A 15785-nucleotide genomic window follows, 5' to 3' on the forward strand; every position below is an offset into this window, starting at 1 on the left:
AAATACGAGAACGAATTGGGTGGTATGAAAATAGACGCAAGACGATAGAAGTAAGCCAGTGGTTTGCTTACCGGGATCAGGGTAGTATAAAATAAACGTTATGATGTATCACGAACAAAATTCGTCTTGAAAAAGGGGTTTTGATATTGAACACTACAGGATTTGAACACGGCGAAATTCATGGAATCCGCGTGCATGTTATGCCAACAACGCGGTTTAAAACCTTTGCAATCTCCCTTTATCTCGGAGTACCACTGGCAGAGGATACGGTAACACCAACAGCGCTGATCCCTTTTATTTTACGAAGAGGGAATGAAACGTATCCGGAGACTACACAGTTCCGTGAAGCGTTAGAGGATATGTATGGAGCAGGATTCGGTCTTGATGTATACAAAAAAGGCGATTATCAGCTCGTGCAGCTACGTATGGATACGATCAACGATGCCTTCGTCAGTAGCAATGAGCCGCTATTGTCACGTAGTCTTGGTTTTCTGGGTGAAACGTTAACTAGACCAGCACTGGAAGAAGGAGCATTCCGTCAAAAGTATGTACAGGCAGAACGTGAAAATGTACGTAAGCGTCTTGAATCGATCATCGATGATAAAATCCGCTATGCAGCCGAGCGCTGTATTCAGGAAATGTGCAAGGACGAGCCCTATCGTCTGAGTCCACTCGGTCGTCTGGATGCATTGGATGATCTGGAGCGCGGTGGATTGTATGAATGGTATCGCCAGTGGCTGTCCACCTGTAGCTTTGACCTGTATGTCGTTGGAGATACGACGCTGGATGAGGTGATTGGACTGGTAGAGCGTCATTTCCATCTGGAGCGTGGCGATGCACTAACGTATACGCCAGCAGCAGCGAAGCCAGCCAGTGCTGAAGTACGTCAGGTGGTTGAACGTATGGAAGTTAGCCAGGGTAAGCTGAATATGGGTCTGCGTAACCCGATTATGTATGGGGATGATCGTTATGCAGCTGCGCTGGTCGCTAATGGTGTGCTGGGTGGTTTCCCACATTCCAAGCTATTTATGAATGTACGTGAGAAGGAAAGTCTGGCGTATTATGTTGGCTCTCGTTTTGATCCGTATAAAGGTATCACGACAATTCAATCTGGAATCGAGCTGCAAAATTTCCAAAAAGCGCTTGATATTATTCGTGAGCAGCTCGCCCTGCTGCAAGCTGGCGAGATTAGCGAAAGCGAGATCGCACAGACGAAGGCACTGCTACGCAATGATTTACTGGAATCGCGTGATTCAGCCTATCAGATGATTGGCTATGATTTTAATGGCAGATTCGCTGGTAAGGAACGTTCGATTGATGAATTGCTGGAGCAGGTAGAGGCTGTAACAGCGGATGAGATTCAGGCGGCAGCTCAGCTGCTAGAGCTGGATACGATCTATTTCCTGACAGGCGAAAAGGAGGCGTAATTGATGGAAAGTATACACTATGAACGTCTACAAGAGACGCTGTATCATGAAAAGCTAGACAACGGACTGGAAGTGTATGTGCTGCCGAAGGAAGGCTTTCAAAAGACATATGCGATCTTTGCGACACGGTATGGCTCAGTCGATAACCATTTTCAGGTAGAGGGTGGCGAGGAGATTCAGGTTCCTGATGGTATCGCCCACTTTCTTGAGCATAAAATGTTTGAAGAACCCGATGGTGTAGATGTATTTTCCAAGTTCTCCGCTAAAGGCGCATCTGCTAATGCATTTACAAGCTTTGAGCAGACCGTTTATCTGTTCTCAGCAACCGAGCAGATTGAGGACAATCTGGACACGCTGCTAAACTATGTACAAAATCCATATTTCACAGAGGAAAATGTGGAAAAGGAAAAGGGGATCATTGGTCAGGAAATCCAGATGTACAGTGATAATCCCGATTGGCGCGTGTATTATGGCTTGATTGAGGCGATGTATCAGAAGCATCCGGTCCGCATCGATATTGCAGGTACAATCGAATCGATCAGTGCGATTACCAAAGACACACTGTATACGTGCTATAACACCTTTTACCATCCGTCCAATATGATGGTATTCGTTGTGGGCGGTGTAGATGCCGCTGAAGTGATTGAGCAGGTACGCCGTAACCAGGATGCCAAAGGTATTGCTCCGCAGGGACGAATTGGTCGTTATTTTGAAGAGGAGCCTGTTGCTGTAGGCGAACCATGGCATGAAGTGAAGCTGCCAGTATCCCAACCGAAATTCCTAATGGGCTTTAAGGAAAAAGAAGTGGGTCTGGATGGCGAAGCATTGCAGCGTCACACACTGACGACCAAGCTGATGCTTGATCTGCTGCTCGGTAATAGTACGGCGTTATATCAAAAGCTGTACGATGAGGATCTGATTTCGGATGATTTTGGCTACGATTATTCGGCAACACCGCACTATGCATATTCGATGATTGGCGGCGATACGAAGGATCCTGAGCTACTGGTTAAACGTCTAAAAGAAGAGATCGGTGCGATCGTGGAAAAGGGCTTCACACAGGAGGCATTTGATCGTGCGGTAGGGAAGCGTATCGGTAGTTATCTGCGCTCTCTGAATTCGCCTGAGAGCATTGCTCATGAATTTATGCGTTATCGCTTCAAAAATAGTGATTTCTTCGCTGTTCTGGGCATGTATGAAGCACTGACTCTTGATGACGTCAATCGCTATTTACGAGCACATATCGACTGGGAGCAGTTGGCTGTATCAGTCGTTGTTAGTCCATGAGTGGCATAAGCTCGAACGGTAGCAGCAAGCCATTTGCAGAGATGAATGTGCTTGTTACCGGTGCCAGCCGCGGAATTGGTGCTGCAATTGCGAAACGATTCGCGATGGCAGGTATGAATGTCATTATCCATTATCGCAACTCGCACGAGCAGGCAAATGAGGTTGCTCGTACCTGTCTGGATTATGGCGTGCGGGTGCTCACCGTAGCTGCGGATCTGCGCGAAGTGGAAGAAATTCGGCGTATGCAGACCAAGCTGGAGCAGCATGGCATGGAGCCCGATATACTGGTTAATAATGCGGGGCTGTCTCATTACGGGATGCTGGCTGATCTTAGCGAAGCAGAGTTTGACGATATTATTGCGGCAAATCTGAAGGCGGTTTTCTTTTGCAGTCAGACCTTTATGCCTTATATGATCCGGCAACAGTATGGACGAATCATTAATGTATCGAGCATATGGGGGATGACAGGTGCTTCTTGCGAAGTATTGTATTCTGCCAGTAAAGGCGGCGTCAATGCATTCACCAAGGCACTTGCCAAAGAGCTTGCTCCTTCCGGGGTGACGGTTAACGCCGTTGCACCTGGTGCAGTACGCACCGATATGCTGGCGCATTTGCACGATGATGAGCTTCGTATGCTGGAGGAGGATATCCCGGCTGGTCGTATGGCTGAACCGGATGAGATCGCATCGATGGTTTACTTTCTCTCCTTACCCGAGTCGGGCTATATGACCGGACAGGTGGTTAGCCCCAATGGAGGTTGGTTAACTTAGCGTAAAGGCTTCAATCGATCGTAAGCGCAAGTTATAAGTATTGGCATAAAAGGATAGAAGCTTCGATGCGATCTGCACATTGAAGCTTCTATTCATTGTTAGCTACATTGTCATTTGCTTACTAATTTTGCCGATAATCGTTATCGCTATGAAAAGGTATGAAAAAGTTGTTTCCTTTCGCTTCTTGCCTTTCTATTTCATTTTATATATCATTAACATGTTAAGGACTTGAAGCTAAAAGTAGGCTGTAGTCATCCCGATGATCAGCTTCTTTTTATTATATGCTGCTGTGAAGCGGCAAGCCGAAGATAGGCCTTTGCCAACAATATGGATACAGATGCCCGTGCGGATAGTTCCGCGCTCAGACGGGAGGAAAGGTTCGAGGTGAACGTGGAAGCAAAACAGATGAACACAGAAGCAAAGCAATGGTACTTGGAGTACAGGATACATAAGAATCGTCCTGGCTTGCTTGGAGATGTCGCATCGCTGCTTGGTATGCTGAATGTTAACATCCGTACAATTAACGGGGTAGAAGGCAAAACACGCGGAATGCTGCTGGAAACAGATGATGATGAGAAAATCATTCTGCTTGGTGATATGCTCGCCAAAGTAACCAACATTACCATTACGGCGCTGCGTCAGCCAAAGCTGGTTGATATTCTGGCAGTACGCCACGGACGCTACATTGAACGCGACTCCGACGATAAAAAGACATTTCGTTTTACACGCGATGAACTCGGTCTGCTGGTCGACTTCCTCGGTGAGGTGTTCAAGCGCGATGGTAATCAGATTATCGGACTTCGTGGCATGCCGCGAGTAGGTAAAACGGAATCGATCATTGCAGGTAGTGTATGTGCGATGAAGCGCTGGACCTTTGTATCGTCTACTTTGCTGCGTCAAACGGTACGCAGTCAATTGTCGGAGGAGGAAATGAGTCCCGGCAATGTGTTCATTATCGATGGAATTGTGAGTACAATCCGTTCCAATGAACGCCATTATCAGCTACTGCAAGATATTATGCAGATGCCGAGCACCAAGGTCATTGAGCATCCGGATATTTTTGTCCGTGAGTCGGATTATGATTACAGTGATTTTGACATTATTATCGAATTGCGTAATAATCCGGATGAAGAGATCGTCTATGATAAGTTCACCGAAACGTATACCGATGATATTTAATCGCTCACTTCAAATATGACTTTATGCCATAAAACAATCTAATCAGGAGGTAATCGTATGTCAGATCTGGGTCGCCAATTAAGGGACGCCCGCCTTGCACGAGGCTTATCGCTCGATGACGTGCAGGAAATGACCAAAATACGCAAGCGCTACTTGGAGGCCATCGAAGCGGGTGATTTCAAAGTGCTTCCCGGAAGTTTTTATGTTCGGGCTTTTATCAAAACCTATGCAGAGGCAGTCGGAATCAGTCCGGATGAGCTGCTACAGGAGCATCAGGACGTTGTACCTGAGCCGGAAACAGCGGAGCCAGTAATGGAGCCAGTCGTTCAACCGCGCCGTGCGGCACGACGTAATGCTGCGGCTACAGGTCGTAGTGGCAAGCTGCTATCTACGGTCTTGATGTGGACATTTCCTATTCTCATTATTGTGCTGGTCTGGGTATTTGTGATTCGTCAGAATTCTGCACCGCAGATTGCGGAAAACAAGCCAACCGAGCAACAGCAGCAAGGGAATACAGGTGGTACAACTAATCCACCGGCAAACACCAATACAACACCTGAATCCTCAGGTGGCGGTACTACCGCGCAGCCAAATGGTGGTGGAACACAGCCAAACAGCGAATCGACTGAAGGTACTACAGATGGCGAAGCAACAGGTACGCCTGAGGGTACAACAGAAGGAACAACGGATGGTGGTACAGGTACACCAACGGATGCTTCCAGCACACCGGTTGTAAGCGAATCTGGCAAACAAGGACGTAATACAATCTTTGACGTGAACTATACCGGCTCTGATACTGTAAAAGTGAACATCGCAGCGACGGGCCAAAGCTGGCTGGAAGTGTACAAATCTTCGGATTCCAGCGGTGAGCGTCTGTTCTTCAACAACACAGAGAGCGGTCAAAGTCTGTCGTATGATCTGACCGATTCCGGATTGTACATCAAATCGGGTAACTCTCGTGCAACGAATATCACGATCAACGGTCAGCCGATTACAGATGGTAAAGCAACTTCCCGTATTGTACTGAAACTGGTGAAGGAAGCACCATCTACGGACACAGCGACTGGTGCCGATACAACGACTGATGGTACAACAACGGATAGTGCTTCGGGTTCGACAGATACGGATTCCGAATCGACTTCTAGCGGTAACTGACAAGACCAATAAAGGACATCCCTTGGTTCTGCTTCAGGGCAGACGAGGATGTCCTTTTGCAAGTTCAGACGGTTGCGGCTATTCTCGCATCAACGCGATGCAAAGGGAACTAGAAGTGTATCCCTTATTTCAGAATAGCCATCCGTTAGACTTGTTCTGTAAGATCACCTATAATTTGACTAAAGGGGGCAATTTCTGTGGCATCTGAAAGTTCTTTTGATATTGTATCCAAAATGGACATGCAGGAAATGACGAACGCAATTAACCAAACGGAAAAGGAAATCGTAAGCCGTTTTGACTTTAAAGGTAGCAAAAGCTCGCTCACACTGGATAAAGAAACACTGGTTGTGATTTCCGATGATGAATACAAGCTGAATGCATTGATCGATATTTTGCAAACGAAAATGGTCAAACGCGGCTTGCCGATCAAAAATATTGAATACGGTAGCATCGAATCCGCTTCACTTGGAACCGTTCGCCAGCGCTTGAAGCTCAAGCAGGGCATCGACCAGGATAATGCGAAAAAGATCAACATTCTTATTCGTGACTCCAAGCTCAAGGTGAAAAGCCAGATTCAGGGCGATCAGATTCGCGTAACTGGCAAAAGCCGCGACGATCTGCAAGCAATTATCCAATTGCTTCGTAAAGCAGACCTGACGGTTGATTTGCAATTTACAAACATGAAATAATAGTTGCATGTAACTGCTTTGTTACAGGGCTGATGGAGGCTGCAAGTTGATGTTGAGAAACAAAATGGGATCGGAAGCAGTTACATATCAGCAGCTGCATCATATTGCTGCAATCAGCATAGGAGGTGCCCTGTGAATCTGCCCAATCAAATTACACTTGCTCGGATCGCGCTTGTGCCGGTCATGATGCTGTTCCTACTGGTTAACTTTTCATTTGGTGAACGTATACTGCATATCGGTAGTACATTTGCAGTCAATGTGAATGATGTGATCGCTGCGGTTATTTTCATCATCGCAGCCGCTACGGATGGTATTGATGGACATATTGCACGCTCGCGTAATCTGGTCACGAATCTTGGTAAACTGCTGGATCCGCTCGCAGACAAGCTACTCGTATCGGCAGCATTGATCTCGCTTGTATCGCTTGGTAAATGTGCAGCCTGGATGGCAATCATTATCATTTTTCGTGAGTTTGCGATTACGGGTTTGCGTCAGATTGCGCTGCTCGAAGGTGCGGTTGTCGCTGCCAGCAACTGGGGGAAGGCAAAGACGATTACACAGATTATCGCGATTGTATTGCTAATGATTAATAACTTCCCATTTGCACTCGTAGGCTTCCCGCTTGCTGAGATTGCCATCTGGGCGGCTACGATCATTACATTGTATTCCGGTGTAGATTATTTTGTGAAAAATAAACATCTGCTTCATCTATCCAATTCCTGAATAGAGCTTACCGTTTCACGTGCATGCACAGAGCGGTAAGATATAAGGGAGACTCAGGATAGACAGAGCATCGCTAAAGGCAATAGGGGTCTCTCTATTGCCTTTTTCTATGAGCAGGCGCATATTAAAATAGTTGGTTGTACACATAGCGAGGAGGAGAACGATTCATGAAAGCAGTAAAAGCAGAAATTATCGCAGTAGGCACCGAGCTGCTGCTCGGTCAGATCACGAATACGAATGCACGCTATCTGTCCCAGCAGTTATCCTATCTGGGAATCGATGTATACTATCAAACTGTAGTAGGGGACAACTTGAATCGTCTCAAGCAAGCGATTGAGCTTGCTTCTAGCCGGGCGGATGTGATTGTATTTTCCGGTGGTATCGGGCCAACCCAGGACGATCTGACTAAGGATGCACTTGGAGAGGTGCTGGGGCGCTCCCTGCACATTCATGCCGAATCAATGCAGGCGGTAGAAAAGTTTTTCGAGGGTCGCGATAAACCGATGACAGAAAACAATCGTCGTCAGGCGATCATTTTGGAAAATAGCGATCCGCTTCGCAATGAAGTTGGCTTAGCCGTAGGGGTTGCAATCTCGCAAAATGAGAAGCATTATATCGTTCTGCCAGGCCCACCAAAGGAATTGCAGCCAATGTTCGAGAATCAAGCGATTCCGTGGCTGCTGGAGCATGTGCTGACAGATGAATACCCAATCTATTCTAAAATGCTCAAGTTCGCAGGTATTGGAGAATCGGCACTGGAGGATGCGCTGCTTGATCTGATCAGTGCGCAAACCGATCCTACAATCGCACCTTATGCGAAAGAAGGCGAGGTCACGATTCGCCTGACGACGAAAGCTCCCGATGAGAAGGAAGCGATGAGTAAGCTAAAAGCGATGGAAGCGCAAATCCGCGAGCGCCTGCCAGAATATATGTATGCAGATCGAGATATTACAATTGAAAATCAGATCATTCAGATGATGACAGGGATGAAGCTTACGCTAGCCGCAGCCGAAAGCTGCACAGGCGGACTGGTAATGCAAAATCTGACGACGATCCCAGGAAGCGCGCTTGTATTCATGGGTGGCGTTGTATCCTACTCCAACGAGATGAAGGAGCAGATTTTGAATGTTCCGCATGAGCTGCTGGAGGGAGAGAATGCACCGGGAGCTGTAAGTGAAGAGGTAGCAGAGGTGATGGCGGATCAAGCACGTCGTCTGCTGGATACAGATTTCGCGGTCTCGGTGACCGGTGTGGCAGGTCCAGGCTCATCCGAACGTAAGCCTGTCGGTCTTGTCTATATCGCGATCGCTGAACGTGATCGCAAAACTGAAGTCTTCCAGCTTAACCTGAAAGGTAATCGTGAAGCGATTCGGATTCGTTCTGCAAAAAGCTTGATGTATCGTCTGTGGTTGCGCCTCAAGCAGCGCGAGAATGAGCAGCTTGCAGAGCAATCCTGATCGTATAGCTATGATATGAGTCGATAAATGCTTAACCCTAAACGATCATTTATCGATTCACAGGAGTAAGCACAAATAGCGAATAGAGTAGTGCAAGCTTGTGCTCCTATTCCACTTCATTCATTGCCTGTTACAGGCATTATAGATAGCACATCAGACTGTATATTTATTGTGCTTGCAGAGCACAAAACCGTGTGCTATGATCATTTCAGACGGAAGAACCGCAGCAATCGTATTGCTGCGGTTTTTTGTTTCATGGGCGCCCAAAATTGTATGATGATCGATGAAATAGACTATCGTTTTTGTATAGCCAAGCAGCTGTTTTGTCTATCAAGTAGCTTTAAATTAGGTTAAAAATGTATCTGTTCTTAAATTACCATTATTTGTAATTCATAAGTGACAAAGCGGTAAAAAGACGAATATATGTTCGAAAAAAGCTTGGCAAAGTGCGAACAATAAGGTATAATTAACTTATAAACATTGAGAAGGATGTGAGCTGATTGTCAGATCGTCGTGCTGCGCTGGATATGGCGCTTCGTCAAATAGAGAAACAATTCGGTAAGGGTTCCGTTATGAAACTTGGTGAATCCACGCATATGCAAGTAGAAGTTGTACCAAGCGGTTCTATCGCATTGGATATCGCTCTGGGAACAGGCGGTATGCCAAGAGGTCGTATCGTTGAAATATATGGCCCTGAGTCTTCAGGTAAAACGACAGTAGCTCTGCACGCGATTGCAGAGGTTCAAAAAGCGGGCGGACAAGCAGCATTTATCGATGCTGAACACGCATTGGACCCTCAATATGCGAAAAACCTGGGTGTTAATATCGATGAGCTGCTGTTGTCCCAACCGGACACAGGTGAGCAAGGTCTGGAAATTGCTGAAGCACTCGTACGTAGTGGTGCGGTTGATATTATCGTTATCGACTCCGTAGCAGCACTCGTGCCAAAAGCGGAAATCGAAGGCGAGATGGGTGACTCTCACGTAGGTCTGCAAGCACGTCTGATGTCTCAGGCGCTGCGTAAGCTTTCCGGTGCGATCAGCAAATCCAAAACAATCACAATCTTCATCAACCAGCTTCGTGAAAAAGTTGGCGTTATGTTCGGTAACCCTGAAACCACACCAGGTGGTCGTGCATTGAAGTTCTACTCGACTGTTCGTCTGGATGTTCGCCGTATTGAAGCTATCAAGAACGGTAATGATGTGGTTGGTAACCGTACACGTGTTAAGGTTGTTAAAAACAAAGTTGCTCCTCCATTTAGACAAGCAGAGATCGATATTATGTATGGTGAAGGTATCTCCAAAGAAGGTAGCTTGATCGATATCGGTACTGAAAAAGATATTATCAATAAGAGCGGTGCTTGGTACTCCTACGAAGGTGAACGTATGGGTCAAGGTCGTGAAAATGCGAAGCAATATCTGAAGGAAAATCCTCAGGTTGCGCTTGTTATTGAAAACAAAATTCGTGAGCTGAGCAATCTGACTACGCTTGTTGAAGCTCCGAGTGATGCACAAAAACGTGAAGAAGAGATCGAAGAGCAAGAACTGTTCTCCGAAGCAACAGAGTAATTTCAGGTTTGGTCCCATATGCCCGGGGCTGCAAACTTTATAAGCATTCCTTTGTCGGTTTGTGCCAGCATTCCGTCGAAGCAAGCGCCTGTAACGTGTCTCACGTACAGGCGCTTTTTGCACATATTGGCAGAGGATAAGGAATTCGTGCTAGAGTGATAACCTGGTAATAAATTAAAAATCAAGCTGATTAACGATAACAGCTCTGCATCATACGACAATCTAATGGCAGAGTGGAAGGGAAAAAAGCATGAACAATAGATATAGCTGGGGTCGCAAACAGAAGAAACGCGAAGTATCGAATACAACGAATGAACCAAATGAATCGAATGAGAACCATGAATATAGTACGACATCCAAGGAGCAACAATGGGAGCAGGAAGAGGAACTAGAGGATCGCGCTGATCCACTTGAGCATTTTCCTGAGCATGAGGAATTGGAAATTACAGGCGTGGAGCAGGCAAGATGGCCACGACTTCATTATAAATTGTTTTTTGGCGAGCTAAAGCTAGTCGTACACGAAGATGTTATGATCAAGTATCGGATGCTCAAAGGGTACAGTTTTACTAAGGATGCCTTACGCGATATTATGGCTGCCAATAAGCTTCAGGCTGCCTATGCTTCGTCGATCAATTATTTGAGCTATCGTTCACGTACACGTACAGAGGTAGCTCGAAAGCTAAAAGAAAAAGGCCACGATGAGCATGTTATTGAGACGACGCTGGAACGATTGGAGCAGGAGAAGCTAATCGATGACCATCTGTTCGCAGAGCAATGGGCTAGACAGCGCGTTCGTACCCAGAAGAAGGGCAAAGTATGGATTCGTCAGGAACTGCGTCAAAAAGGCGTACAGCCTGCTCATATTGAGCAGGCACTAGGAGAGATTGATGAAGATGAAGAGCTGGTTAGTGCGACCATGCTTGCTCGTAAGAAATGGAATAGCACATCCGGTGAATGGCTGGATAAAAAGCGGAAGACGATGGCCTACCTGATGCGTCGTGGGTATTCCTCTGATCTTGTGCGTCGTGCACTAGCTGCAATGGAGGAGCAGAATCAAATGGAAGAGGAAAATGATTAGATATAATAATACGGAACTATGGATCTAGGAGTGCAATAATTAATCCTATTTAAATGATCAACCTTCAGCGAATCATCGAAGCTTTATACGATACGCTTTGTTTATAAATTCAATTACAACACAACAATAACGAAATTCCGTACTCAGCCATTTTCCTAGAAGTGTGGCGGAGGATCTCTGCGTAAACAACAGGAAATGCCAATTGCTTGACAATGTCTTTTGGCAAATAATAAAATGGATGTGTACAGTTTGTCATTTTTACGTCATTTTTTGCTTATTGACCTCAAATGTTGTGGTTATGACGGGCTGTTACAATTGTGCTTGAACTTTGAAAATGTTTAAGCCCCTTGAACGGGGAATTAGCACATGTACCCGCATGAGCGATGAAACGGAATTTAAAGGGACGAAGCATTACATTACCATCAACATGGTAGTTCCCAAGGAATACCTTGGAGGAATCAGCGAGGAGGTGAACAGAATGGGTTATCTCTGGATCATAATTCTCGTTGTTGCCGCATTATTCTTTGGGTTCGTGATCGGATATTTTATTCGCAAATCTCTTGCAGAAGCTAAAATTTCCAGTGCTGAAACGGCTGCCGCTCAGATCGTAGAAAATGCGAAAAAGGAAGCAGAAGCACTGAAAAAAGAAACAGTTCTGGAAGCAAAAGACGAAATCCACAAATTCAGAGCTGAAGCTGAAAAAGACATTCGTGAGCGTCGGAATGAAAACCAACGGCTGGAAAGACGATTGTTGCAAAAGGAAGAGTCGCTGGATAAAAAGCTGGAATCACTGGAACGCAAAGAAGAACAAGTGGTTAACAAAGAGAAACGTATCGAAGAGACACAGCAACAGATCGAGCAGCTATATCAAAATCAGGTATCCGAGTTGGAACGAATCTCCAATCTGACGATGGAGGATGCACGCAGCATCATCCTGAGCAATGTAGAGCAAGAAGTGCGTCATGAGACTGCACAGATGATTAAAGACATTGAGCAACAGGCGAAAAACGAAGCGGACAAGCGCTCCCGTGAGATCATTACACTCGCTATTCAGCGTTGTGCAGCTGACCACGTGGCAGAGACTACCGTTTCTGTTGTCACCTTGCCTAATGAAGAAATGAAAGGCCGTATTATTGGCCGCGAAGGACGTAACATCCGCGCACTGGAAACATTGACTGGTATTGATCTGATTATCGATGATACACCGGAAGCGGTTATTCTGTCCGGATTTGATCCGATTCGTCGTGAAATCGCCCGTACTGCACTGGAAAAATTGGTGGCTGACGGACGTATTCACCCGGCACGAATCGAGGAAATGGTCGATAAATCTCGCCGCGAGGTGGACGAGCGTATCCGCGAATACGGTGAACAGTCTACATTCGAGGTTGGCGTACACGGACTGCATCCAGATTTGATCAAAATTCTCGGACGACTCAAGTTCCGTACGAGCTATGGTCAGAACGTACTCAAGCACTCGATGGAGGTTGCTTACCTTACCGGCCTGATGGCTGCGGAGCTTGGTCAGGATGTTACACTGGCGAAGCGTGCAGGTTTGCTTCATGATATCGGTAAAGCGCTTGACCACGAAGTGGAGGGCTCCCATGTGGAGATCGGCGTAGAGCTGGCGAAGAAATACAAGGAGCATCCAGTCGTAATCAACAGTATTGCTTCTCACCACGGTGATACCGAAGCAACGTCGATTATCGCTATGCTCGTTGGCGCAGCAGATGCATTGTCTGCCGCACGACCTGGCGCACGTCGTGAAACGCTGGAAACGTATATCCGTCGTTTGGAAAAGCTCGAAGAAATCTCGGAATCATTCGATGGAGTCGAAAAATCGTATGCGATTCAAGCCGGACGCGAAATTCGCGTTATGGTACAGCCGGATAAGATTGACGACGCGGAGAGCTTCCGACTCGCTCGAGATATTACCAAAACGATTGAAAATGAACTGGATTATCCAGGACATATCAAAGTCACCGTTATCCGTGAAACACGAGCGGTTGATTACGCAAAATAAAGATCATGCGAAAAGTGACCTGGATACGGGTCACTTTTTGTATTACTGGACGGAGGAGAACATCATTAAAGTTATTTTTATTGGAGATATTGTAGGTAGTACAGGACGGAAAGCGATTAAGTCAAGCCTTCCTCGGTTAAAATCAAAGTATAACCCGGACATGATTATCGCGAATGCCGAGAATTCCGCCTCCGGGCGCGGTGTTACACGCAAAATCGCTAACGAGTTATTTGAACAGGGCGTGCATGGGATTACGATGGGGAATCATACATGGGATAATCGCGAAATTTTCGAGTTTATCGATGATGAAGCGCGCATGGTTCGTCCGGCGAATTTTCCACCGGATACACCAGGACGTGGCTACACAATCATCAAGAACGGCGGCAAACAGCTTGCCATTATCAATTTGCAGGGACGTACCTTCCTGCCGGCAATCGATTGCCCCTTCCGCAAAGTGGATGAAATTCTGGATGAGCTCAAGGGTAAAACCAATGCGATTCTAGTTGATTTTCATGCGGAGGCAACGTCGGAAAAGATTGCTATGGGCTGGCATCTGGAAGGACGTGCATCGATGGTCGTTGGTACACATACGCATGTGCAAAGTAACGATGATACCATCCTGCCAGGTGGTACTGCGTATCAGACCGATGTCGGTATGGTTGGCTCGTATGAGGGTGTGCTGGGCATGCAGCGCGATGCGGTGCTGTATAAGTTCCAGACACAGCTTCCTGCACGTTTTCAAGTGTGTGAGGGCAAATGGCATTTTCATGCTGTCTATGTCGATATTGATGATGTGACCGGTAGAGCGAAAAAAATCGAAAAGATCCGCATGTATGAAGACGAGTGGCATATGGATTAAGCGGTAAGCCAAGCGAAAGCAAACTTTTGCTTATTGACTTGCTATATCATCATTTTGATGGTGTAGTACCTATACAGGCTGGCAGTGCTTCAAACAACTGCTATCATGGCTTGTCAGATTTCCACATCGATTCAACGTCCCTGTTTGTAGGCAGAAGATCCAAGTATATTGATCCTTCAAAAATATATTTGACAATTCCACCTATGCGGTTCAAAAAAAGAAGGAAATTGAGATAAATCCTCGAATACTAACTAGACGCATTTCCGATCATTTTTGAAGCCAAGCCATCATTCATTCCTAGGGGAGGTACCTAACATGGAAGTATTAAAAGTGTCAGCAAAATCCAACCCGAATTCAGTAGCCGGAGCCCTGGCGGGAGTGTTGCGTGAACGCGGCGCTGCCGAGCTTCAAGCTATCGGAGCGGGTGCACTGAATCAAGCGATCAAAGCTGTAGCTATTGCCAGAGGATTTGTAGCGCCAAGTGGAGTTGACCTGATTTGCATTCCGGCCTTTACCGATATTGTGATTGATGGAGAAGACAGAACTGCGATGAAGCTGATCGTGGAGCCAAGATAAGCAGCATTGATCGTTGCATAGCCGCCCTGCAAGCCTACCATTCACGGCATAAGATGGAGCGGTATTTGTACAACTCCAAGTAGATACCAGACGGGAATGGCGGAAAAAACGTAAAATTTTGTGACCTGTATCGCTTTTTTACTGAAAGCGTGCAGGTCTTTTTGCTGAGTTGGTTTTCATTTTCATAGTAAAAGATGTATAATAAAAAGGTATGGTTTTCATTACATCTAGTACGTGTATTTTGTTACAAACATATATGTACACAATAGCCAAGGAGTGAATGATCAATGAGTAAAGTAGTACCTATAGGCGTATCTGCACGCCATATTCACCTGTCTCAAGAGCATATTGAAATTCTGTTTGGTGCAGGATATCAATTGACTGAATTCAAACCACTGTCCCAACCAGGTCAGTTTGCTGCCAACGAAACGGTAGAGGTTGTTGGTTCTAAAGGTTCTTTCCCTAAAGTTCGTATTCTGGGTCCAGCACGTGCGGCAACTCAGCTGGAAATCTCCCTGACCGATTCCTTTGCAATCGGTGTAAAAGCACCTGTTCGTGAATCTGGTCATATCGAAGGTACGCCAGGCATCCTGATCAAAGGACCAGCAGGCGAGGTTGAAGTTCAAGAAGGCGTAATCGTGGCAGCTCGTCACATTCATTTCCACACTTCGGATGCTGAAAAATGGGGCATCAACGATCAAGACAAGCTGAAAGTTCGTCTGTCTGGCGAGCGCGGCATGGTACTGGAAAATGTAATCGCACGCGTATCCGATTCCTTTGCACTGGATATGCACATCGATACAGACGAAGCGAATGCTGCTGGTGCACGCACTGGCGACACTGCTGAAATCATCGACTAAAAGCTAAAGCATAATTATAGATCGAGCGAGAGCGAACAATTGACTTTCAATGATTCCTAGCCTGTGCTTCGATATAACGATGTGTAATGTGATTATGTATAATCAAACAGCCAGAACAGGACTGCTTCATCTGGATA

14 protein-coding genes are annotated in these 15785 nt (G+C 46.2%); all 14 read left to right on the plus strand.

What is annotated here, in order from left to right:
• The first annotated feature begins 146 nt into the window (after window positions 1-146).
• The 14 genes from yfmF to pduL all read left to right on the plus strand — a co-directional run bounded on the left by yfmF (window position 147) and on the right by pduL (window position 15648).
• Window positions 147-1427: an EF-P 5-aminopentanol modification-associated protein YfmF gene (gene yfmF, locus IEX62_RS16895; RefSeq protein WP_188776712.1), complete on the plus strand. Its 1281-nt coding sequence runs from the start codon at window positions 147-149 to the stop codon at window positions 1425-1427.
• Window positions 1428-1430: 3 nt separating this feature from the next.
• The gene (yfmH, locus tag IEX62_RS16900) at window positions 1431-2714 is read left to right on the plus strand and encodes an EF-P 5-aminopentanol modification-associated protein YfmH (RefSeq protein ID WP_188776713.1); all 1284 of its coding nucleotides are present in this window, start codon (window positions 1431-1433) and stop codon (window positions 2712-2714) included.
• Window positions 2711-3484, plus strand: a complete 774-nt coding sequence (gene ymfI / locus IEX62_RS16905; RefSeq protein WP_229685866.1) for an elongation factor P 5-aminopentanone reductase — start codon at window positions 2711-2713, stop codon at window positions 3482-3484. Before yfmH ends, ymfI begins: the two co-directional genes overlap by 4 nt.
• A 405-nt stretch (window positions 3485-3889) precedes the next feature.
• Window positions 3890-4663 carry a DUF3388 domain-containing protein gene (locus IEX62_RS16910; RefSeq protein WP_188776813.1) on the plus strand — a complete coding sequence of 258 codons (774 nt, stop codon included), beginning with the start codon at window positions 3890-3892 and terminating at the stop codon, window positions 4661-4663.
• Window positions 4664-4720: 57 nt separating this feature from the next.
• On the plus strand, window positions 4721-5818 hold the full coding sequence (locus tag IEX62_RS16915) for a helix-turn-helix domain-containing protein (protein ID WP_188776714.1): 1098 nt from the start codon (window positions 4721-4723) through the stop codon (window positions 5816-5818).
• Window positions 5819-6015: 197 nt separating this feature from the next.
• On the plus strand, window positions 6016-6507 hold the full coding sequence (locus IEX62_RS16920; RefSeq protein ID WP_188776715.1) for a YajQ family cyclic di-GMP-binding protein: 492 nt from the start codon (window positions 6016-6018) through the stop codon (window positions 6505-6507).
• Between the two features lie 132 nt (window positions 6508-6639).
• Window positions 6640-7230 (plus strand): CDP-diacylglycerol--glycerol-3-phosphate 3-phosphatidyltransferase, encoded by a 591-nt coding sequence (gene pgsA / locus IEX62_RS16925; protein WP_188776716.1) that lies wholly within the window; start codon window positions 6640-6642, stop codon window positions 7228-7230.
• 167 nt (window positions 7231-7397) lie between these two features.
• The gene (locus IEX62_RS16930) at window positions 7398-8687 is read left to right on the plus strand and encodes a competence/damage-inducible protein A (protein WP_188776717.1); all 1290 of its coding nucleotides are present in this window, start codon (window positions 7398-7400) and stop codon (window positions 8685-8687) included.
• A gap of 500 nt (window positions 8688-9187) precedes the next feature.
• The gene (gene recA, locus IEX62_RS16935; protein ID WP_188776718.1) at window positions 9188-10255 is read left to right on the plus strand and encodes a recombinase RecA; all 1068 of its coding nucleotides are present in this window, start codon (window positions 9188-9190) and stop codon (window positions 10253-10255) included.
• Between the two features lie 250 nt (window positions 10256-10505).
• Entirely contained in the window at window positions 10506-11333 is an 828-nt protein-coding gene (locus IEX62_RS16940; protein WP_188776719.1) for a regulatory protein RecX, read from the plus strand.
• A gap of 478 nt (window positions 11334-11811) precedes the next feature.
• Window positions 11812-13353 (plus strand): ribonuclease Y, encoded by a 1542-nt coding sequence (gene rny, locus IEX62_RS16945; RefSeq protein ID WP_188776720.1) that lies wholly within the window; start codon window positions 11812-11814, stop codon window positions 13351-13353.
• Window positions 13354-13417: 64 nt separating this feature from the next.
• Window positions 13418-14212: a TIGR00282 family metallophosphoesterase gene (locus IEX62_RS16950; RefSeq protein WP_188776814.1), complete on the plus strand. Its 795-nt coding sequence runs from the start codon at window positions 13418-13420 to the stop codon at window positions 14210-14212.
• Between the two features lie 315 nt (window positions 14213-14527).
• The gene (locus IEX62_RS16955) at window positions 14528-14788 is read left to right on the plus strand and encodes a stage V sporulation protein S (RefSeq protein ID WP_017813748.1); all 261 of its coding nucleotides are present in this window, start codon (window positions 14528-14530) and stop codon (window positions 14786-14788) included.
• 287 nt (window positions 14789-15075) lie between these two features.
• Complete coding sequence (gene pduL, locus IEX62_RS16960) at window positions 15076-15648, plus strand: phosphate propanoyltransferase (protein ID WP_188776721.1); 573 nt, start codon at window positions 15076-15078, stop codon at window positions 15646-15648.
• The last annotated feature ends 137 nt before the right edge of the window (window positions 15649-15785 follow it).

The sequence above is a fragment of the Paenibacillus hunanensis genome (genome assembly GCF_014645615.1).
Taxonomy (GTDB): domain Bacteria; phylum Bacillota; class Bacilli; order Paenibacillales; family Paenibacillaceae; genus Saccharibacillus; species Saccharibacillus hunanensis.

What these genes read in the sequence shown, in the direction of transcription:
- yfmH (WP_188776713.1), top strand. Translation starts at nt 1,431, where the DNA reads ATGGAAAGTATACACTATGAACGTCTACAAGAGACGCTGTATCATGAA.
- ymfI (WP_229685866.1), top strand. Translation starts at nt 2,711, where the DNA reads ATGAGTGGCATAAGCTCGAACGGTAGCAGCAAGCCATTTGCAGAGATG.
- IEX62_RS16910 (WP_188776813.1), top strand. Translation starts at nt 3,890, where the DNA reads ATGAACACAGAAGCAAAGCAATGGTACTTGGAGTACAGGATACATAAG.
- IEX62_RS16930 (WP_188776717.1), top strand. Translation starts at nt 7,398, where the DNA reads ATGAAAGCAGTAAAAGCAGAAATTATCGCAGTAGGCACCGAGCTGCTG.
- rny (WP_188776720.1), top strand. Translation starts at nt 11,812, where the DNA reads ATGGGTTATCTCTGGATCATAATTCTCGTTGTTGCCGCATTATTCTTT.
- IEX62_RS16940 (WP_188776719.1), top strand. Translation starts at nt 10,506, where the DNA reads ATGAACAATAGATATAGCTGGGGTCGCAAACAGAAGAAACGCGAAGTA.
- pduL (WP_188776721.1), top strand. Translation starts at nt 15,076, where the DNA reads ATGAGTAAAGTAGTACCTATAGGCGTATCTGCACGCCATATTCACCTG.
- IEX62_RS16955 (WP_017813748.1), top strand. Translation starts at nt 14,528, where the DNA reads ATGGAAGTATTAAAAGTGTCAGCAAAATCCAACCCGAATTCAGTAGCC.
- IEX62_RS16915 (WP_188776714.1), top strand. Translation starts at nt 4,721, where the DNA reads ATGTCAGATCTGGGTCGCCAATTAAGGGACGCCCGCCTTGCACGAGGC.